20 protein-coding genes and 1 pseudogene are annotated in these 18,943 nt (G+C 67.7%); 12 read left to right on the forward strand and 9 right to left on the reverse strand.

Annotated elements, in window-relative coordinates:
* Position 1 precedes the first annotated feature (1 nt).
* Entirely contained in the window at positions 2-781 is a 780-nt protein-coding gene (locus LRS12_RS11470) for a prolyl oligopeptidase family serine peptidase (RefSeq protein WP_257844692.1), read from the forward strand.
* On the opposite strand, the gene LRS12_RS11475 is transcribed toward LRS12_RS11470, so the two are convergent.
* From LRS12_RS11475 to LRS12_RS11510, 8 genes are all read right to left on the reverse strand, one after another.
* Entirely contained in the window at positions 771-1,379 is a 609-nt protein-coding gene (locus LRS12_RS11475) for an asparagine synthase-related protein (protein WP_257844693.1), read from the reverse strand. The genes LRS12_RS11470 and LRS12_RS11475 overlap by 11 nt on opposite strands.
* Positions 1,295-2,539, reverse strand: a complete 1,245-nt coding sequence (locus tag LRS12_RS11480; RefSeq protein WP_257844694.1) for an asparagine synthase-related protein — start codon at positions 2,537-2,539, stop codon at positions 1,295-1,297. The genes LRS12_RS11475 and LRS12_RS11480 overlap by 85 nt, the downstream gene beginning before the upstream one ends.
* Positions 2,539-3,189, reverse strand: coding sequence for a lasso peptide biosynthesis B2 protein (locus LRS12_RS11485; protein ID WP_257844695.1), 651 nt, complete (start codon positions 3,187-3,189; stop codon positions 2,539-2,541). Before LRS12_RS11485 ends, LRS12_RS11480 begins: the two co-directional genes overlap by 1 nt.
* A gap of 48 nt (positions 3,190-3,237) precedes the next feature.
* Positions 3,238-3,357 (reverse strand): benenodin family lasso peptide, encoded by a 120-nt coding sequence (locus LRS12_RS11490; protein ID WP_257844696.1) that lies wholly within the window; start codon positions 3,355-3,357, stop codon positions 3,238-3,240.
* Between the two features lie 122 nt (positions 3,358-3,479).
* A complete protein-coding gene (locus LRS12_RS11495; protein WP_257844697.1) occupies positions 3,480-4,091 on the reverse strand; it encodes a GntR family transcriptional regulator in 612 nt (203 codons plus the stop codon).
* Positions 4,088-4,969: a phytanoyl-CoA dioxygenase family protein gene (locus tag LRS12_RS11500; RefSeq protein ID WP_257844698.1), complete on the reverse strand. Its 882-nt coding sequence runs from the start codon at positions 4,967-4,969 to the stop codon at positions 4,088-4,090. The genes LRS12_RS11495 and LRS12_RS11500 overlap by 4 nt, the downstream gene beginning before the upstream one ends.
* Positions 4,970-4,984: 15 nt before the next feature.
* Positions 4,985-5,602: an acyl-homoserine-lactone synthase gene (locus LRS12_RS11505; RefSeq protein WP_257844699.1), complete on the reverse strand. Its 618-nt coding sequence runs from the start codon at positions 5,600-5,602 to the stop codon at positions 4,985-4,987.
* Between the two features lie 79 nt (positions 5,603-5,681).
* Positions 5,682-6,434 carry a LuxR family transcriptional regulator gene (locus LRS12_RS11510; RefSeq protein ID WP_257844700.1) on the reverse strand — a complete coding sequence of 251 codons (753 nt, stop codon included), beginning with the start codon at positions 6,432-6,434 and terminating at the stop codon, positions 5,682-5,684.
* 350 nt (positions 6,435-6,784) lie between these two features.
* Here LRS12_RS11510 and LRS12_RS20370 point away from each other — a divergent pair, with 350 nt between their 5' ends.
* The 7 genes and pseudogenes from LRS12_RS20370 to LRS12_RS11550 all read left to right on the forward strand — a co-directional run bounded on the left by LRS12_RS20370 (position 6,785) and on the right by LRS12_RS11550 (position 15,550).
* The gene (locus LRS12_RS20370; protein ID WP_374580855.1) at positions 6,785-7,300 is read left to right on the forward strand and encodes a transcriptional regulator domain-containing protein; all 516 of its coding nucleotides are present in this window, start codon (positions 6,785-6,787) and stop codon (positions 7,298-7,300) included.
* Positions 7,188-7,481 (forward strand): DNA -binding domain-containing protein, encoded by a 294-nt coding sequence (locus LRS12_RS20375; protein ID WP_374580857.1) that lies wholly within the window; start codon positions 7,188-7,190, stop codon positions 7,479-7,481. The genes LRS12_RS20370 and LRS12_RS20375 overlap by 113 nt, the downstream gene beginning before the upstream one ends.
* Positions 7,482-8,196: 715 nt before the next feature.
* A complete protein-coding gene (locus LRS12_RS11520) occupies positions 8,197-9,069 on the forward strand; it encodes an ArdC family protein (RefSeq protein WP_257844702.1) in 873 nt (290 codons plus the stop codon).
* Positions 9,070-9,224: 155 nt separating this feature from the next.
* Positions 9,225-10,575: pseudogene (locus LRS12_RS20010) on the forward strand (tyrosine-type recombinase/integrase).
* Complete coding sequence (locus tag LRS12_RS11540) at positions 10,572-12,359, forward strand: hypothetical protein (protein ID WP_021224414.1); 1,788 nt, start codon at positions 10,572-10,574, stop codon at positions 12,357-12,359. The pseudogene LRS12_RS20010 and the gene LRS12_RS11540 overlap by 4 nt, the downstream one beginning before the upstream one ends.
* A complete protein-coding gene (locus LRS12_RS11545; protein ID WP_224921298.1) occupies positions 12,356-14,518 on the forward strand; it encodes an integrase in 2,163 nt (720 codons plus the stop codon). The genes LRS12_RS11540 and LRS12_RS11545 overlap by 4 nt, the downstream gene beginning before the upstream one ends.
* 168 nt (positions 14,519-14,686) lie before the next feature.
* Positions 14,687-15,550 carry an ArdC family protein gene (locus LRS12_RS11550; protein ID WP_016744721.1) on the forward strand — a complete coding sequence of 288 codons (864 nt, stop codon included), beginning with the start codon at positions 14,687-14,689 and terminating at the stop codon, positions 15,548-15,550.
* 3 nt (positions 15,551-15,553) lie between these two features.
* On the opposite strand, the gene LRS12_RS11555 is transcribed toward LRS12_RS11550, so the two are convergent.
* Positions 15,554-15,970: a helix-turn-helix domain-containing protein gene (locus tag LRS12_RS11555; protein WP_224921299.1), complete on the reverse strand. Its 417-nt coding sequence runs from the start codon at positions 15,968-15,970 to the stop codon at positions 15,554-15,556.
* 74 nt (positions 15,971-16,044) lie between these two features.
* Here LRS12_RS11555 and LRS12_RS11560 point away from each other — a divergent pair, with 74 nt between their 5' ends.
* The 4 genes from LRS12_RS11560 to LRS12_RS11575 are packed head-to-tail and all read left to right on the forward strand — an operon-like array spanning position 16,045 to position 18,744.
* On the forward strand, positions 16,045-16,404 hold the full coding sequence (locus LRS12_RS11560; protein WP_224921300.1) for a mercuric reductase: 360 nt from the start codon (positions 16,045-16,047) through the stop codon (positions 16,402-16,404).
* Complete coding sequence (locus tag LRS12_RS11565) at positions 16,397-16,621, forward strand: GDCCVxC domain-containing (seleno)protein (RefSeq protein ID WP_021224337.1); 225 nt, start codon at positions 16,397-16,399, stop codon at positions 16,619-16,621. Before LRS12_RS11560 ends, LRS12_RS11565 begins: the two co-directional genes overlap by 8 nt.
* Positions 16,622-16,633: 12 nt before the next feature.
* Entirely contained in the window at positions 16,634-17,413 is a 780-nt protein-coding gene (gene merB, locus LRS12_RS11570) for an alkylmercury lyase family protein (RefSeq protein WP_224921301.1), read from the forward strand.
* Positions 17,395-18,744 (forward strand): NAD(P)/FAD-dependent oxidoreductase, encoded by a 1,350-nt coding sequence (locus LRS12_RS11575; protein ID WP_016744716.1) that lies wholly within the window; start codon positions 17,395-17,397, stop codon positions 18,742-18,744. The genes merB and LRS12_RS11575 overlap by 19 nt, the downstream gene beginning before the upstream one ends.
* Positions 18,745-18,943: the final 199 nt, after the last annotated feature.

The following is an 18,943-nucleotide window of genomic DNA, read 5'->3' on the forward strand; positions in this document are numbered from 1 at the left end:
CGTGACGCAATATTTCAGCAACGGGTTCCTGCGCGGCGCGACTGGCGACGAATATCCGATCCATGCCTTTGCCGCGCGCGGCTTTGCCGTGCTCAGCATCGAGCGCCCTCCCTTCTTCGCGGCAGCCAATCCGGCCCTCAAGACCTATGAGGATCTCAACGCTGCCAACGCCCGCGGCTGGAGCGAGCGCCGCAGCCTGTTGTCGGCCGTCACGAAGGGCGTGCAGCGGGTGATCGATCTGGGGATCGCCGATCCCGCGCGGATCGGCATCACCGGTCTTAGCGACGGCGCGAGCACGGTGGCGTTCGCGCTCATCAACACCGACCGGTTTGCGGCGGCGGCGATGAGCTCATGCTGCATCGAACCCTGGACCGTGATGACGGTCGTCGGTCCCGCCTATGCCGATCGCATGCGCGCGCTCGGCTACCCGCCGGCTACGGCATCGGATCGATCCTTCTGGGCACCGGCCTCGATCGCCCAGAATGCGGCGGCGATCGACACGCCTTTGCTCATGCAACTGGCGGACGATGAATATCTGACGAGCTTGGAGGCGTTCACCGCGCTGCGCGAGCATGGCAAGCCGGTCGACATGTACGTCTTTCCGGGCGAGCATCATATCAAATGGCAGCCCGCGCATCGTCTGGCCATCTACGCGCGCAACCTCGACTGGTTCGGCTTCTGGCTCGCCGGGCGCATCGACCCCGACCCAGAAAAGCGCGAAGAATTCGCACGCTGGCAGGCAATGCGCGATCGCCGCGATCGGGCGCGCATCAAGCAATAGATGCTGTCCAGTTCGCCGCCCAGGCCTCGACATCGGCCAGTCGCATGATGCGGCGATAATCCGCACCGACAGCCGGGCGCGGATCGGCCAGCACCTGCTCGACGGCCTGTGCATCGAGAATGCCTTCCGCGCGCAGCCTGCCGTCCAGCAGCATCGCGCGAAGCATAGGCCGGTTCAGTTCGAACAGTTCGGCGACGAAGCTGTCGGGCGATCCCTTTGACGACCGCCTGAGCGTTTCGTTGGGCAGCATCCCTTCGAATGCCTCGCGAGCGACGGCGCGATTCCTGCCTTCGGCGAACCACCACCAACTGGGCACGCGAAGGCAAACCTCGACCACCGGCTGGGCAACGAGCGGGGAAGCGCTGGCCAGCGCCCGGGGTTCACCCACCTCCGCCCAGCTTTGCGCCGCAACGACCATCGCAATATGCGCCGCCGTGCCGGGCGTGCTGCCGCGCGGGGGCTCGAGCCAGGGGTGCGCGGCCGCCACGCTCGCGCCGAATTGCGCTGCCCGGCTCAGAAAGCGCAATTCCGGCGACCAGCGATAGGCCGCCGAGCGGAAATAGGCACGACGGACAGCGCGCAGTAGCACGTTGGACACGCTTGTCTGCGCCAGCCCTGCCATCGTGCCCGCCACAGCCAGCGTCCTGCGGAAGGGCTCGCCGTGCAGCATCGCGTCGGCAACGGGTGCGACCGATTGCAGTGCGCAAAGACATTGTCGCCGCCGCCGCCGTCGATGATCAGGTCGGCACCCGCTCGGGCAGCGGCGGCACTCGTCAAATGATCGGACGCTTGCATGAAACTGCGCGCAGACGGATTGGGCATGTCTGCGGCAGCCGAGCGTGTGACATCGACGTCGCGCACGTCCCACTGCGCCACGAGGAGCTCCACGCCCAGCGCGTCGGCGACGAGCCTCGCATAGTCGCGCTCGTCGCCGATCGCACCCGCGCTTGCCAGGTTCAGACAGCTGAACGGACGCTCGAGCGCCGAGAGCGAGGCCGCAACGATCGACGAATCGAGTCCGCCGGACAGCAGGAGCAGCGGATGTGTAGCGCGCGAAACGGTCGAGCGGACGGCATTCAGAACAGCCTGTTGGACGGCCTCCACGGCGAGGGCGCGACTGGCCACCGATCCGCAGCGCTCGGCCTGCTTCCAGGGCGTCCAGATTCGGTCGAGCGCGATCTTGCCATCTGCCAGGGTCATGCGATCGCCGCCCAGTAATTCCTCCACCCCGATGAGGCAGGTCGCAGCGCGGCGCAGGTCGCGCATGGCGAGATGCGACGCGACCTGATCCCAGGCCACGCCTTGCGGCGTCCAGCCTGCCTCCGCGAGCAACCCCAAGTCGGAGGCGACCAGTAGGGCGGCGCCGAGGCGCGTCATCAGACAAGACAACGCACCGAACGGCGCGCGCACCACCGACCATTGCCGCGCGCGGGCGCCGCGCACGAATGCGACGTAGCTTCCCCAGAACTCTTGGGTCAGTGTGCTGCCATTCGACACGGGGATCGCGTGCTTCCAGCCGCCATCGAGACTTTTCACCCGCGCGCCGGTGCTTCTTGAGTAAAGCTGACCGAGAACCGCCCCCTCGTCGCGTCCGACCGGGAGCGTCGGCAGATCGTTCGTCGCGATCAGCAGCAAGTCGGGCTGATCGACGACAATGCCGAGGTCGGCGCGACGGTTGCAGAGCGCGCGAACACGGTTTGCCGCGACGGCTCCATCGGGCGAGTCGGCACCGAGGACGGCGAGATATTGCCCCGCCATCACACGACCAGGATGGGGGTGAACAAGCGCACAGCATCGAGCTGGTCGTTCACGACCACATCGCCCAACTGCACCCAGCAATGCGCCTGGAAAGGATGCAGCTTCACGCCCAGGATGAGGTCGGGCGTTGCCCCGAGGCTGGCGAGCTGCCAGGCGACCGCGAGCGAGGTCGCGAGGCATTGGTCATGCGCGGATACGAGCATTCCGGCGCGACGATAGGCCGCAGCGAGCCGCGAGATCTGAGCCACAGACAATTCCACGCCCGCTCTCGACGATTTTCGCTCCTGCACCCGATCCAGCACCGCCTTGAGCGGGCGTGCGCGAAGCCAGACCCGACTTGCCGCGCGGCGGGTGAGTGCCCCGAGCACGCTCGTCCGGCTGACGATCTGGTTGCTCTCGTGCAGCGACCCGCGCGGCGGGGCCGGCGGGACACACGCAACCGGGCGCGTGTCGTCGGCAGCCTCGCGGAGCAGGCCATCTCGCAGCGCCGCCGCGACCCACACGGGCGAACCTCCGGCGGTCACATCGAGAAATGCCTGGTCCGCGGCCGGACTCAGGCAGAAATATCGATCGCGGGGCAAGTCGAGGAACACGAAGCGGCCGTCGACACGGCAGAATGTCAGTCCCTTGCGCAGAGCATAGCCTGTCATTTTCGCGAATAGCGAAACGGCGCGCAGCCAAGGCTGCGCGCCGTCGCTTCAGTCGTCGGAAAGACCGGTCTGGAAGATTCCGAGCGCCAGATCGTCGACCGGGCCGCCGGGGCCCTTGGTCTCGGCGCTCGCGGTACCCAGGTCGATGACTTCGTCTTCGCGTTCCATGATACACTCCTTCTCTCAGGCTGCGAGTTGCAGCCCAGGGAGTGTATGAAGCGCGCCCGGCTATCCGAACTTTATACGGATTCTATATCGAGATTGTTTAGCGATCAGCGAAATCGTGACCGTTAGTCGGCCCGGTACACGGCGCGGACAATGGCCGCCGCCGCGCGACGCCGCCGACGGTGGTAAGCCGTGTTGAGACGGCGGAGCAGGTTGCGCTCCCCGGCCTCTGCTGCTGCCGTCACGGCAGCCAGTTCCGCATCCACATTATCGAGCACGTGGGCTTCAACCGTGCGGACGGCATGGAGCCTTGCGTTGAGACGATCGACTGCACGCGCGTGCTCGCCATTCGGCGAGCGCCGGGCAATTCCGAGGAACGCCTCCGCGACGCGCTCGGCGATCGGGTGCCCGTCCTGCGCACGCGGGTGAAAGACGATTGCAGCGTGTGGGCGCGGCCAGGCGTGAATGGCGAGCGCGACGAGTTCGGCGGACCAGTCGTACAAGTCTTTCAACGCCGGCTCGTCGAGCGCCGGCACATGGAATCCGTCGCCGGTGCGCGTCTCGACCAGGTCCTCGCCGGTGAGCAGGTGGAGGGCGTCGCGGACCGGCGTCACGCTCGATGCCAGCGGAACCGCCAGGATCGCCGGGTCGAGCCGGTCGCCTGGCCGGAATTCGCGGCCCATGATGCGGGCCTTCAACGCCTCATGAACCCGTTCCGCGGTCGCGCCCGAATTCACGGCGCAGCTCGCTGATCTTGGAGATAGGCGTCGATCATCGCTTGTTGATCGGGGCGCAGCGCATCGATTGCACCCAACGGACGGTCGCTGTCTTCGCCGAGCAGGACGGAAGGACACTGGCCCTCATAATTGCCGAGATTGGGGCGGTGCTGACGGTAACCGACGAGCGCGGCCAGCTCCGACGGAAAATGCCGCGCCACCTCTGGTGGATAAGCGAGCCACTGATTTTCGTAAGGTTTGAGCCACCCGAGCGAATAGCCGATGACCAGACCGCGCCGAACGCCCATGCTGGTGTTGGCACCCGCCCCGTGCAGCGCCGACCCGAGAAAGATCAGCGCGCCGCCAGGCTCCATTTCGGCCGCCACTGGCGTCTCGACGGGTTCCGGGTTGAGCGCCTGCGGCCCGTGGCTGCACGGCCAGACCAGCGTGGCACCATTTTCTCGCGTAAAGGACGTCAGCGGCCACATCACATTGACGAGATATTCGATCTCGCCGGTCGGTCCACGCCACATGTCCTGATCCCGGTGCGGCAACTGCGCCGGCGCGCCCGGATGCACCGCGATCGCCTGGGTGGTGTTAAGCTGGATCCGGTCGCACCACGGCGACAAGACCGCCTCGACGATGCCGAGGATCAGGGGGTGCTGGACCAGCGCCGCAGCCTTTGGCGAGCGGACGAGAAGTCGACCGAATCGCTTGGTCGTCGTGCCGTAGAATCCGCCCTGACCAAATGGCGTCCGGGCGAAATGCGCCGCGAGATCATTGTCGAGAGCACCGACCGCCGCGGGCGGCAACGCGTCAGGAATGTGACAATAGCCCCGGGCAGAAAGTTCGGCGGTGCGTCGCGCAATCTCGCCGGCGAGGTCGAACATATCCGTCATCGAAATGCTCCCCTATCAGGCTGCGACGCGACGGCCGTCGAACGGCATCGGCTTTGCCGCGATGCCTGCCGCGGCAAGCAATTCTGGCGTTTCGGGCGTGATGTCGATGCGGAGCGCTGCAAGCAACGTGCCGCCGACGATCCGTGGTAGACCGAGCGGCATGCAGCGCCAGCCGAACGCCAGGATTTGCTGGAACCAGCCGATTTCGGCCAGTGCGGTGTAGGTGGTAATGCCGGTTGCGAGCGCATGCTCGACCAGTCCCGTTACCAACGTATCGCGCACGATGCGCCGCTGGGCTGCGTTCAGCCGCCGATCGAGGCAGAAGCGCGTAATCTCGAAGGTGCCCGGTCCCTTGGGCGGGACCGCTTCGCACAACTCGGCATAGAGGCTGTCGAGAATATGTGGGCGGCATGTCGGCAGCAGGCGGGCCGATCCGAGATGGGTGCCGTCCGCTTCGGTGAGGACAAGGTAGGTGGCATGGATATTGTCGAATTGGTCGATCTCATAGGCATCGTCGAGCACGGGCACGTCCCATTTGAGCAGATCGACGAAGACGGATTTGCGCGCGGCGAACATTGCGCGGAGCGCGGCGTCGGATGCCGGGCTACCGGTGGACTGGAGGACTTGCAGCATGTCGGTGGCTCCCTGACCGAGTGATCGGGCAAGGGTCGGCGAGGAGCAGGCTGCGCCGCTATCCCGGAAAAGGGGTATATCAGTGGCGGAATAGGTCGGTGAAGGTCAGCGTTCCGTCGAACAGCGCCCGGATCACCAGCAATGTCCGCTTGCTTACCCCGTAACGCTCGCAGGCGTCCTTGATATGGCGCGCAACCGTCTCTTCGCTGATGCCGAGGATTATGGCGATCTCCCAGTCGCCCTTGCCATGGGCAACCCAAAGCACACAATCGCGCTGACGATCGGTCAGCGGCCGTTGCTGTGCGACCGGCATGTGACCGCGGATGCTCCACAAGCGTCGCGCGGCCTCGAAGGCGAAATTGCCCGCGAGTTGCGCCACCGGCAATATCGTCTCGGGCACCGGCCGGCCCGCTTCGCTGGCGAACGAACAGGAGCCGCGCGCTTCGCCTGGGACATGCGCCGGTATTGTGAAACCGTCGCCGATTCCCTGATCGCGACCAAGCGCCAGCACCTTGCGGTCACACGCTGTGAGTGGGATCATATCGGGCATGCGCGACCAGCAAAATCCCATGCTTGTCACATGGCTTGCCCTATGGACCGGGTCGGTGACGCCAAGCGCGTTGCCGTCATAATAGTCGGCCCATTGTGCCGGATAGTTGTGCAGCCGGATCGCGCTGCTGCTTGCCGCGACGATGTCGACATGGTGCGTCAATGCGAAGTACTGGAAGCCGAGCTCGTCGGTGATCGCTGCCATCGCCGCCGCGAGGTCGTCGGCACTTGCGACATCTTCGACGACGTGCATGAACCGCACTGCCATTGCGTGCAGGTGCATCGGGCATCAACGCAATCGCGGGCGGCGTCTCAAGCCACCGCAATCCCGGCGATCGTCCTTTCACGCGGGTACGGGCCGAACGGTGGGATCTCAAACCAGCGCACGGCGAATCTAGCAATAAAAGTGCAATATCACAGTGGGTTTGTCCGTCAAAGCGCCAGCGCCTCGGGAACAGGGTATGCGCACCGTAAAGGATTGAGCTTCCAGTCCATTGTGGAGGTTTCGTCCCGCAGTGTAAGGCTGCCCCCGGGATCAAACTGGTGAGCGGTTACGCTAGGGAGAACGCTTCTACCGACTGGCGCAACGGATCGAGCTATGATCGATTGCGTAGCATCGATCGCGCGGGGCTGATGTGGGAATGGCTGCGCCGCGATCCCGGCTATATCAGCTGGTATGCGCGGGCCAGCACGGCAACCCGCGGCACCGGCGACGCCATGCCCTGGGGGCTGCACTTTCGCCGAGCATCCCGACCTCCAGGCCCCGGAGGCGCGGATCATCTGGCATGCCGATTTCGATCCCGGGGCAATTGCCGTTACCGCCGAGTCGGCGGACCCGTCCGATCCGGACAGTCTCCGCATCGACCGGATCGCGCCCTGGCTCGCCATTGCGACCGACGCGGCCGGGCGCGAGCATGTCGTGCTATCCGATGGCTGGCATCATATTCGGCTCGATGTCGAGGAGGGCCGTCTGGCGGGCCAGGAAGCGGTCCTGTTGCATTACAGGTTGCGTGGGCTTGTCTCAGCGGAGGCCCGCTTGCTGCCGCTCAGCCGATTGCTCGATCTGTGTCGCCATCGCCGCTTCGCCCGCTCGCTCTTTCCCAGCGATGTCCGGATCGATCGGGGCGTCGATATGTTGCGTGTCCATGATGCAATCGGCCAAGGTGCGAGCCAGCGCGAGATCGGTTCGATCCTGTTCGGCAGCGAGCGGGTGGCGCGCGACTGGAATGACGTATCCGATTCGCTGCGCTCGCGGGTCCGGCGGCTGGTACGCGAGGCTGGTGCAATGGCGCGCGGCGGATATCGTCAATTGATGCGGCGCAAACCCTAGCCCACCCTTGGGTCGGATGGACGCGGTGCGCCTCATCCCTGGACCCGATCGGGTGTGCGAAGCGATGGCGCCTCACGCCGGTGAAGCGGCGCGACCGCGCTCTACGGCTCGAAGCCGGGCTTCGCGCCGCCGAGCCCCGTGGCCGGGTCTCGGCCTGACGGTGACGATCGGCTGGCGCGGGTCAGCGATGCTGACCCTGACGGAGCGGGGCTGAGGACGCACACTGCCGGACTGCGGCGCGGGTGATCCCACAAAGTCCCGCTTTGTGGGCCGCACAGCAGCCTCGCAGGGTGCGGCGCCTGATGGTGGCCCCGCAGGCACTCCGACCTCTCGGGCGGGCGGTGCGCCCGGTTTTGCAACGCCGGCGACAGGTGCCGCCTTGCCTTGCAAAGCCCGACCCTGCACCGCGCGTTCGCCCGCACCGGCCGGGGGCCATCCCTTCGTTGGCGGCGGCTCTGCCGCCGGAAACGGCTGCGGTCGCCGCTCGCGCGGCGGCGCTGTTGGTGGCCTCTCCCGGTGGCGCGGGAGTGGGCGGCGCTCCCTGCTAGGCCCGCTCGCGTCCCCGGCAAGCCGGGCTGCGCCCGGCTCCTTCACCTACGTTGCGGCCCTTCGGGTGCCGGAGCCGCTCAAGCGGGCCTCTCCGGTTCGCATCTTGCCGCCCACCCCCGCTTCCGGGGAGGCCCTGGTGGTTTTGGGGCGGTGCAGGAGGTGAACGATGCGTGCTTCAACTTGCCATCGCGCGCGCGGCGCGGGCCGGAAACCCACCGCGTCCCGCGCCGGAAGAGCAACCCCGGCCAAGCCCGGAACTGACTCCGAAACGACCCGCGTCAACCTCTATGACGAGGTCACCGCCCGGATCATCGCCGAGCTTGAGGCAGGTCGCTTCCCATGGGTTCAGCCTTGGGCGACAGCCGGTGCCCCCGGACGTCCCGATGGCAACGGCAGCGCGGCCAGCCCCGGTCTCCCGCGCAACGCGCTTACGGCCCGGCGTTACTCTGGCGTCAATGTGCTGATCCTGTGGGGCGCGGTGATCGAACATGGCTATCCTTCGCAGGGCTGGCTCACGTTCAAACAGGCGCTTGAGGCGGGCGGCTGCGTGCGCAAGGGCGAGCGCGGCACCACGGTCGTCTATGCAGACCGCTTTATCCCCGAGGCCGAAAAGGCGCGCGCCGTCGAAACTGGCGGCGACGCCAAGGCCATTCCCTTCCTCAAACGCTTCACTGTGTTCAACGTCGCCCAGTGCGAAGCGCTGCGCCCCGGCCTCGACCCGGAACCGGCCCCCTTGCCCGAACGCCAGATCGTGCCGGTTGCCGAGCAGGTCATCGCGGCGAGCGGCATCGACTTCCGCGTCGGTGGCAATCGCGCCTTTTACGTCCCGGCGCAGGATTATGTGCAGGTGCCGCCGCAACCGGCCTTTTTCGAGCAGATCAATTATTACCGGACCTGTCTGCACGAGCTGACCCATGCCACCGGCCATCCGTCGCGGCTCGCGCGCAACCTGACTACCGGCTTCGGGTCGAAGGATTATGCCCGCGAGGAACTGGTCGCCTTATCTGGACAGTCTGCGCCGTCCGCAACATTGCAGTAAGGTCGGCGATGGACGCCCACGGTAGGCAGTTATCAGGCTGGCCGTAGCGCTGACCCAAGAGCTGGCGGAGGCCAGCCTGATAGCTGCCGGGCCATAGGGCGCAACGGTGCGAGGTCAGTTTCCGGGTGGGGGGTCCGGGGGAGGGTTTCGCGCCGGTGTCGATCATTGCTGTTTGCGAGCGGCGCGAGGCCAGGGGCCTCGATGCGCATGTGCCGCTGATCCTGCGTGGCGATGCGCTCTATCATCCCGATCTGGATCGCTTCTTTCTCGACCTGCCGCTGTCGGGGGTCCGTTCGCGGCACTCGCTTCGCGCCTACGCCTATGATGTCGCGGTCTGGCTTCGCTTTCTCGATGCCTGCGGCAAGACCGTGTGGGCTGCGACCCGCGACGATGTCGGCGCCTATCATCGTGAGCGACGCCGCGACGAGGCCGATCACCCGATCACGGCGGCAAGCTGGAACCGGGCCGTCGCCAGCCTCGATCGCCTCTACCGCTGGGGCGAGCAGCAAGGGCTGATCGCCGACGCGCCGTTCAGCCGCCGCGCCGTTTGGCGACCGGCGCAGGGTGGCCGTCGCGGCATGATCGCGGCGCGCAACGACGCCTATGAGCGCGTCGCCAGGCGGTCGGACGTCCGGTTCGTCACGATGGACGATTACCGCATTTTCCGCGAGCTCGGCCTGCGCGGGCTCACCCCTGACGGCACGGAGCGCCCCGGCGCTCGCGATCGCAACGGGCTGCGCAACGCGCTATTCGCCGATCTTCTCGTCACCACCGGCCTGCGCCTCGAAGAGGCGTCGGGCCTGCTCACTGCCGAGCTCGCGGCGATCGACCGCGAGGACGGTGCCGTCCAACAACTTTGGTTGCCCCTTCCGCCGCCGCTCACCAAGGGCGACCGCGGACGCAGCGTTCTGGTCCCACGCCGGCTGCTTCGTCAGATCGCCGCCTATGTCGCGGTCGAGGCGCGCCGCGGGCGTGGCCAAGTTCGCCGCGCGCGACGGTGCGGCCAGCTTCGACCGACCGATCCCTGTCACCCGCGCCGGTCTCGACCGCATGCGCGATATCTGCACCCCGGAGGAACGATGCCGCCTGATCCTGTGCGACGAGGATGGAACGCCCCGCGAGCCGGCGGCGCTATGGCTGACCGAGGTCGGCCAGCCTGTCCGCCCCAACTCGTGGGAGGTGATCTTCACCCGCGCCTGCAAGCGGTGCGCACAGAACGGCTTCCCGCTGTCGATCAGCCCGCACCAGCTTCGCCACGCCTTCGCAGTCCATATGCTCGCCTTGCTGATCCAGCAGCGGCTGCGCGAAGCGGCATTGCCGGTGGGGCCGGTGGAGAGCTATCGGCTGATCCTGGGCGACCCGCTGCAACAGGTGCAACGCCTGCTTGGCCACGCCAGCCTCACCACCACCTATATCTACCTCGACCATATCGCGACCCGCGCCGATACGGTGGACGCGGCCGTCGAGGGGCTGCTGGCGTTACTGCCGGGGCCGCAAGGCGTATGAGCGGGCGTCCCCGCAAGGGCCGGCCTGTCGCCTTTGCGCCGATCACGCCGGAGCGATCGCAGCCCGATCCTGTGCTCGGCCTCAAGTTCACCATCGAGGCGCGGCATGGCGGAACGGTCCTAGTCGATATGACCGGGCTCGATCCTCGCCCACTCGCCATCGCTTTCGCCGGTGCGCTGCGTCGATCGGCGGCGCTCGGCGGCCCCATCGGTGCGGCCAGCGTCATCAAGCAGTATGTTCAGGTCTATCGCCACTTCTTCGCCTGGCTTGGCGATGATGCGCCGGAGGTGACCGGCGTCAACGACCTGCGCGCAGTCCATATCGATGGCTTTGCGTCCGCGCTCGAACGGCGTGGGATGGGCGCGATCCACCGGCACATAACGGTCGGCAAGGTCATCAACACGCTGCGCGCGATCGAGGCAGACCGGCCCGATCGGATCGCGCCCGACCTGCATGAGCGGCTGCGCTACACGCTGGCCACTTCGGCGGGCCGCTCGACCCCGCGCGATGCCTATAGCCCCTTCGTCGCCCGCGCGCTGCGCGACGCCGCGAGGGCCGATATCGAAGCGATGCTTCGCCGCCTCGGCGCCGACGACCGCACTGATGAGGGCGACCCTGTCGTCGCCAGGGCGCGCGCCGATGTCGAAGCGATCATCGCGCGGCAGGGCTTTATCGTCGCAGACCAGCCCGCGCTGAAGCGCCTCTATTTCATGCGCATGCGGCGCGGATTGCCGATCAGCACGCTCATCGACGACCTGCATGGCCGCCATCATCTGCTCGCGCGCGATCTGCCGGCGCTGCTCGTGCTGCTCACGCTCGATACCGGCCTCGAGCCGGAGTGCCTGAAGACGCTGACCGTGGATTGTCTCACCAACCCGCATGCCGGCACGGTGGAGCTACGCTATCTGAAGCGCCGCGCCCGCGGTGCCGAGCACAAGAGCATGCGGGTCCGCGATGGTGGTAGCGGCACACCCGGCGGCCTCATGCGTCGCCTGATCGACGTCACCGCCGTCGCACGCGAGCATCTGACCGACGATTGCCTCTGGCTCTATCACAACGTTGGCGGCCTTCGCGCCGGCATCGTCGATCCCAAGTTCCAACTCGCCGCCTGGGCTCGTCGCCATGGTATCGCCGGCGATGATGGGAAGCCGCTCCATCTGCTGCTTTCCCGGCTGCGCAAGACCCACAAGGCGCTATGGTACACCAAGACCGAGGGGCATATGGCCCGCTTCGCGGTCGGTCACACCCGCGAGGTCGCGGCGCGCCACTATGCCGATCTGCCGTCGCTCCGGCCGTTGCACGAGGCGGCCGTCGCCGATGCCTTCCGCGCAGCGGTCGCTGCGGCGATGCCGACCGTGCTTCCACCCACCGCCGAGCAGGCGCTGCGCGAAGCGCCCGAACAGGTCGCGTCGCTGATGTCGGCTGATACGGTGGGTCCGGTGCTCGACGGCGAACAGGATGTCTGGCTCGCCGCCTGCGCGGGCTTCCATAGCAGTCCTTTCGCCGAGCCCGGTTCGCCCTGCGCGCAGCCCTTCTGGGGCTGCCTCGATTGTCCCAACGCCGTCATCACCGCGCGCAAGCTCCCCGCGATCCTCGCCTTTCTCGCGTTCGTCGAAGAGCAGCGATGCAGCCTGCCGGCGAGCGACTGGGCCGCCAAGTTCGGCCGCGTCCACACCCGGATCACGGTCCAGGTCCTGCCGGTCTTCTCCGATGCCGTTATCGCCGAAGCGCGCCGGCAGATGGGGAGCGAACGGCTCTATCTGCCGCCGGAGGCACGCGCATGACCACGCCCGTCCATGCCCTCGTGCCCGCGTTCGACGATCGCCCTGTGCTGGCGAGCGCGCCGCTCAAGGCGGGCCATGCCCGCGAGGAGCTGTCGCACGTCGGCGACCCGACCTGGGATCTCGGTCCCGCCGTCTTCCGCGAGAACGCTCGGCGCTGCCACGTCACCGTGCATTTCGACGTGCTCGAACATGCCGATGTGCAGGCGGCAATGCGCGCCTATCTCTACGCCCGCCTCAACGTCGGTCTTCCCGGCTACCACCCGAAGCTGCCGCCCGCCAGCATCCGACAGGCATTCAACCGGGCTCGCCGGTTCTTCGCCTTCGCGCGCGAGCGGCTTGGGCGGCTCGACCTGGGCCGCATCGATCAGGCGCTGATCGACGCTTATGCGCGCCACCTGCGGGATGATTCAGCGCGGCGCCCCGTCATCGTCGGCCAGCTCTTGCAGGTGGTCACCGATCTCTACCATCTCCGGGATCACCTGCCTGGAGGCGGTCTCGGGTTCGAGCCGTGGGCCGGGCAAGCGGCTGCGCGCGTCGCCGGATATCGGCATGTGCGCGAGAACCGCACCCCACGCATGCCGGAGGAGATTGTCACGCCGCTGCTCGCCTGGTCGCTGCGCTATGTCACGACCTTCGCGACCGATATTCTGGCGGCTCGGGTCGCGCTCGATCGGCTCGAGGCAGTCCGCGCTCGGCTGCTCGCCGCCGAACGCGGACTGCCTGATGCAGAGCGCCGCCTGCGGCAGCGCGCGCGCCTCGAGCGCTATCTCGCGCGCCGAGCCCGGCAAGGACGCGGCGTGCCCATCTGGACGACGGCACACAACGGCGCCACGCGCATCGATCCCCTCACCGGGGATGCAACCCCGCCGATCAACGCCCATCTCCTCCATTTGCATGCCGGCATCGATGCCGTCGCCGAGCCGGCCATGCATCTCATGCTCACTACCGGCGCACCGGATGTCATTCGCGAAGCGGTTGCATCGCTTGGTACCGAGGTCGGCGGCATGGACACGCCGATCTCGATCGCTCCCGAGAGCGGTCGGCCATGGCGTGCCCGCTTCGACGTGAAGACCCTAGCGATCGAGGAGCGGATGCTGCAGGCCGCCGCCTATATCGTATGCGCCTATCTGACCGGCATGCGCGACTGCGAGGTCCAGGCGATGCGGCGCGGCTGCCTCTCGATCGCGCGCAGCGAAGACGGCCTGATCGAGCGGCAACGCGTCCGATCGACCCTCTACAAGCGCCGATCGAGCGCCGGTGAGTCGGCGAGCTGGGTGACGATCGAACCGGTGGCCGAGGCGATCACGGTGCTCGAACGGCTGTCGGAACACGCGGCACGGAAGACTGGAAGCGACACGCTCTGGCCGGTGCTTCGTCCCCGCGCTGTCACCAAGACGCATCTGTCGAGCGAGGTGGTCCGCCAGCTCAACGCCTTCCGCGACCACCTCAACACCGTCTTCGGCAGCCCCGATGCGCCGGTCATCCCACCCGGCCCCGATGGCAAGCCGTGGCGCATCACGACGCGGCAGTTCCGGCGCACCATCGCGTGGCACATCGCCAACCGTCCGTTCGGCACCATCACCGGCATGATCCAGTACAAGCATGCCTCGGTCGCCGCTTTCGAGGGCTATGCCGGGACCAGTGGATCGGGGTTTCGCGCAGAGGTCGAGGCGCAGCGCCGGCTCGGTCAGATTGACGATCTGCTGGACTATTTCGACCGGCGGCAGGGCGGCGCATCACTCGGCGGACCGGCGGGACCACGCATCGCGCGGACCCTCGACGATGCCGCCGTTAAGCTCGGGCCACTGCCCGCCATGATCGCCGATCGGGCCCGCCTGCGCGTCATGCTCGCCAGCGTCGCGCGCACCTTCCACGTCGGTCTGCTCGCGGATTGCTTCTTCGATCCCGCGACCGCGCTCTGCCTCAAGCGCGTGACGACCCCCGATCCCAGGCAGCCGCTCACCGCTCTGTGCGAGCCGACCCGCTGCCCCAACGCCTGTATCACCGCCCGCCACAGGCCGGCGTGGGAGCGCGCGGCCGATGATGCCAGGGCGCATTTACGCGAACGGCGCATGTCCGATCTCCAGCGCCGCGCGCTTGAGGGCGAGCTTGACCGCCTGACCGCGGTGATTGCCGGGATCGACCCTCCCGCGCCGTAGACCACCCCGGCTGTTGGCGGAGTCCTGCGCCGGTCGGCGCACCCGCGCAACGGCTTCGCCGTCCTCCGCTTCGCTGCGGCCCTGACGGGTGCGCGAGCCCCCTGTGCCCGGCGCGAACGGGCCTCCGCCGCCGGGGATGGTCCCCGGCGCGAGAACGGAGAACAGATCATGTCAGCCTCACCACGCTCAGACGTCTATGCGCGCGTCACCGACGCGATCGTCGCCGCGATCGAAGCCGGCACCGGCACCTGGCGCATGCCGTGGCATCATTCTGGCGCCGACGTCACCCGCCCGACCAACGTCGCCAGCGGCAAGCCCTATCGCGGCATAAATACGGTCTCGCTCTGGGCGGCCGCCTATGGCAGCGGCTATGCGAGCGGGGTCTGGGGCACCTATCGCCAGTGGCAGGCGCTCGGCGCGCAGGTCCGCAAGGGCGAGCACGCCAGCCTCGGCGTCCTCTGGAAGGAGTTTCGCGCGAAGGGCGATGACGCCGGCGACGATGACGACCACCGACGGCTTTTCGCCAAGGCATTCAGCCTGTTCAACGCCGATCAGGTCGATGGCTATGCGCCCGAACCGGGGCCGGTCCTGCCCGAGAGCGAACGCCTCGCCGCCGCCGAAGCCTTCATCGCCGCGCTCGGCATCGATACCGTCTACGGCTCGGCCAGTGCCTATTATCACATCGCCGAAGACCGCATCCACTTGCCGGATTTCAGCGCCTTCCACGACGCCCACGGCTTCTATGCCACCCACATTCACGAAGCGGCTCATGCCAGTGGCGCAGTCCATCGGCTCGACCGGGATTTCAGCGCCAAGTGGACCAGGCACGCGCTCGCGATGGAGGAAGCAACCGCCGAGCTGACCGCATCGTTCCTGCTTGCCGATCTCGGGATCGCGCACGAACCGCGACCCGATCATGCGGCCTACATCGCCTCCTGGCTGCAACTGCTCAAGGACGAGCCTCGGGCGATCTTCACCGCGGCGAGCAAGGCGCAGGCGGCAGCCGACTGGATGCACGCCCGACAGCCGTAATGCTCACGCGACCCGCACTTCGGCGCCAAGTGTGTCGAGCAGCGGACAGCCCGGATCCCGACCGGCATCGCAGGCGCGCACCGAGTCGGCCAGAACCCGTTCCATCCGCTTGAGGTCCGCGATCCGCGCGCGTACGTCCGCCAGGTGCGACGCCGCGAGCTCGCGCACCTCGGCGCAGGAGGCCTGACCGCCAACCGCGAGTCCGAGCAAGGCGCGTACCTCGTCCAGGGTAAAGCCCAGCTCCCTCGCGCGGCGCACGAAGCCCAGGCGAGCCACGTCCTCCCGGCCATAGCTGCGGTAGCGGCCCCGCCGCGGCGGAGCGGGCAGCAGCCCGATCCGCTCGTAATAGCGGATCGTCTCGATGTTGCATCCGGTGCGGCGTGAGAGTTCGCCGATCTGGATCGCGCCCGTTGCGGCCATCCCCAAAATACCTCTTGAGTCTGTAGTCGCTACAGATGTTAGGACAGCTCAATGCCCGCCACAAGGAGTCGCCCGTGACCCAGACGCCAAGCCCGCCTAAGGGGATCGGCACCGCCACGCTCACGCTGGCGGGGATCGCTGCGGCGTTCGGCGTCGCCGCCTGCTGTGCGCTGCCGATCCTCTTCGCATCCGCCGGGATCGGCGCAGCTTGGCTCGGCGGCGTGGCCATTGTCGCCGCGCCGTATCGCACGCCGCTTCTCCTCATTGGCGCATTGTGCCTGCTTGCCGGCGCGGCGCTGCTGTTGCGCCAGCAAGTTACGGCGGCGCGCTGTGGGCCGGGCGGCATATGCACGCCGCGCTGGATGCGTGTTCTCACGCTCATCGGATTGCTGTTCGGTGCGGCCCTGCTCTGGGCAGGCTATCGCTATGTCTGATGCCACCCCCGAGCTGCGCTCGACGCTGACCTGTCCCCACTGCGGTCATCGGGCGACGGAGACCATGCCGACCAATGCCTGCCAGTATTTCTACGACTGCCGGGGTTGCGGCGCGGTCCTCAAGCCCAAGCCGGGCGATTGCTGCGTCTATTGCTCCTACGGCGACGTGCCCTGTCCGCCGATCCAGGAGAGCGGCGGCAAGGCGTGCTGCGGCTGAGGAGGGCGGGCGATGGCGCGCGTATCATCCGCTGAAGCCGCCTTTGGATCGACGGTTACATTTCCCGGCGGTGCCGTTGTCCCGGACTGGAGCGCAGTCACAACACCCAGCGCCCGCGCAGCCCTGACGGCACTGTTCGCGGCGTTCATCGGTTCGAAGTGGCGCGGGATGGACGGCGTCGAGGAGCGGGTCCGGCGCGCCGTGCTTCAAGCCTATGCTGCCGATGGTCGCTCGCCGGTGCCGGCACAGATCGCCGCCGCATCGGGACTCCCCTCCGGCGAGGTCGGCTCGGCCCTGCAGCGGCTCGCCGGGCGCGATCTCGTGGTCCTCGACGGCGCGGGCCGGGTGACCGGCGCCTATCCGTTCACCGACGGCCCCAGCGAACATCAAGTCGAAGTCAGCGGAGTGACCATGAGCGCCATGTGCGCCATCGACGCGTTGGGGATCGGCGCCATGCTGGAGCGGGACTGCATGATCCGCTCGGCCTGCCGCCAGTGCCGGCGCACGCTCGCCATCCATACCCCCAGCCGCGGCCGCGAGCTGGAAGAGGTTGAGCCGGGCGCGATCGTCGTCTGGTCCGGCCGTCGCTATGCCAGTGGCTGCGCGGCATCGTCGCTCTGCACCTTGCAGGCCTTCTTCTGCGATGACGATCATCTGGCGGCCTGGTGCGCGAGCGGTCCGGTCGGAGCCGATGACGGCATTCGTCTGTGCCTGGCCGAAGCGCTCGAGGTTGGGCGCGCGATTTTTGCGCCGATGCGGATGGAGATGCGACCATGGCTTCCTACGACCTGATCGTCATCGGCAGTGGCACGGCAGCGCAGGTCGCGGTCGGCCGGGTCCGTGCCGCTGGATGGTCCGTCGCCGTCATCGATCACCGTCCGTTCGGCGGCACCTGTGCGCTGCGTGGCTGCGATCCCAAGAGGATGCTGGTCAGCGGCGAGGAAGCGATCGACGCGGCAAGGCGCATGGCCAGACATGGCGTCGACGGCACGCTGGCGATCGACTGGCCCGACCTGATGGCGTTCAAGCGGACCTTCACCGATCCGATCCCCGCCAAGCAGGCGCACCGCTACGCCGAGCTCGGTGTCGACGCATTACACGGTGTTGCTCGCTTTGCCGGCCCAGACACGATCGTGGTGGAAGGCCGGACATTGCGGGCCCGCCATATCCTGATCGCCAGCGGCGCGCGTCCAGTCCCGCTCGGCATTCCGGGCGAAGATCTGGTGAGCACAAGCGATGCGTTCCTGGAGCTTCAGGCCCTGCCGCGCCGGATCGTGCTGATCGGCGGCGGCTATGTCGCTGCGGAGTTCTCGCATCTGGCGGCCCGAGCGGGCGCAGAGGTCACCATCCTACAGCGGGCCGAGCGGCTCCTGCCGCACTTCGATCCCGACCTGGTGGGCTGGCTGACGCCCCGGTTCGAGGCGCTCGGCATCCGCGTCGAGACCGGTGCCACCGTTACCCGGGTCGAGCGCAGCGGGAGCGGTCTGCTGGTCCACGCCGAGCGCCAGGGCGAGCCTGATCTCAGCGTCGCCGCCGATCTCGTCGTTCATGCCGCCGGGCGCGGTCCTGACCTCAAGGCGCTCGACCTGTCCGCCGGCGAGGTGGCCGTGCAGGACGGGCGCCTGCAGCTCGACGCGCATCTGCGGAGCATTTCCAACCCGCGGGTCTATGCCGCCGGCGACGCTGCCGGAGTCGGGCCGCGGCTGACGCCGGTGTCCAGCCACGATGCCAAGGTAGTTGCCGCCAACCTCCTGGATGGCCCGACGCACCAGCCGGACTATCGCGGCGTGCCGAGCGTGGCCTTCACTCTGCCGCCGATCGCCGCCGTCGGACTGTCAGAGGAGGCGGCGCGCCGCGGCGGCGTCGCGCTCCGGGTCAACGCAGCCTCGACGCCAGACTGGTTCACCGCCCGCCGCCTCGCCGAGCCGGTCTACGGCCATAAGCTGCTGATCGACGAGGACACGGACCTCATCCTCGGCGCGCATCTCGTGGGGCCGAACGCCGACGAGGTAATCAACGTTTTCGGTCTGGCAATCCGCCACGGCCTCACCGCGGCCGATCTTCGCTCCACCATGTTCGCCTATCCGACCGGCGCCTCCGACGTCGGCTACATGCTGACTTAACGCACGAGCGCCACTGCCATGGCGGCCGATCCCTCGCGCGATCGGCCGCTTCGCGATGCATGTCGATGCGGGCTGTCGCCCGCCATTAAGCGGACGCCGCTTGCGCGGCGGCTCCGATTTTTGGCCTCTCCCTCGATGCGGGAGTGGTCGGCGCTCCCTGCTAGGCCCGCCGCGGCGCGCTGCAAGCCTCGGCTTCGCC

The organism is Sphingomonas sp. J344, assembly GCF_024700005.1.
Lineage (GTDB): Bacteria > Pseudomonadota > Alphaproteobacteria > Sphingomonadales > Sphingomonadaceae > Sphingomonas.

Bases quoted from the DNA above. Each gene is read 5' to 3' on its own strand.
- LRS12_RS11540 (WP_021224414.1), top strand. From the start codon at position 10,572: ATGAGCGGGCGTCCCCGCAAGGGCCGGCCTGTCGCCTTTGCGCCGATC.
- LRS12_RS11565 (WP_021224337.1), top strand. From the start codon at position 16,397: ATGTCTGATGCCACCCCCGAGCTGCGCTCGACGCTGACCTGTCCCCAC.
- LRS12_RS20370 (WP_374580855.1), top strand. From the start codon at position 6,785: ATGTGGGAATGGCTGCGCCGCGATCCCGGCTATATCAGCTGGTATGCG.
- LRS12_RS11480 (WP_257844694.1), bottom strand. From the start codon at position 2,539: ATGGCGGGGCAATATCTCGCCGTCCTCGGTGCCGACTCGCCCGATGGA.
- LRS12_RS11575 (WP_016744716.1), top strand. From the start codon at position 17,395: ATGGCTTCCTACGACCTGATCGTCATCGGCAGTGGCACGGCAGCGCAG.
- LRS12_RS11485 (WP_257844695.1), bottom strand. From the start codon at position 3,189: ATGACAGGCTATGCTCTGCGCAAGGGACTGACATTCTGCCGTGTCGAC.
- LRS12_RS11510 (WP_257844700.1), bottom strand. From the start codon at position 6,434: ATGCACCTGCACGCAATGGCAGTGCGGTTCATGCACGTCGTCGAAGAT.
- merB (WP_224921301.1), top strand. From the start codon at position 16,634: ATGGCGCGCGTATCATCCGCTGAAGCCGCCTTTGGATCGACGGTTACA.
- LRS12_RS11545 (WP_224921298.1), top strand. From the start codon at position 12,356: ATGACCACGCCCGTCCATGCCCTCGTGCCCGCGTTCGACGATCGCCCT.
- LRS12_RS11550 (WP_016744721.1), top strand. From the start codon at position 14,687: ATGTCAGCCTCACCACGCTCAGACGTCTATGCGCGCGTCACCGACGCG.
- LRS12_RS11500 (WP_257844698.1), bottom strand. From the start codon at position 4,969: ATGACGGATATGTTCGACCTCGCCGGCGAGATTGCGCGACGCACCGCC.
- LRS12_RS11490 (WP_257844696.1), bottom strand. From the start codon at position 3,357: ATGGAACGCGAAGACGAAGTCATCGACCTGGGTACCGCGAGCGCCGAG.
- LRS12_RS11555 (WP_224921299.1), bottom strand. From the start codon at position 15,970: ATGGCCGCAACGGGCGCGATCCAGATCGGCGAACTCTCACGCCGCACC.
- LRS12_RS11520 (WP_257844702.1), top strand. From the start codon at position 8,197: ATGCGTGCTTCAACTTGCCATCGCGCGCGCGGCGCGGGCCGGAAACCC.
- LRS12_RS11505 (WP_257844699.1), bottom strand. From the start codon at position 5,602: ATGCTGCAAGTCCTCCAGTCCACCGGTAGCCCGGCATCCGACGCCGCG.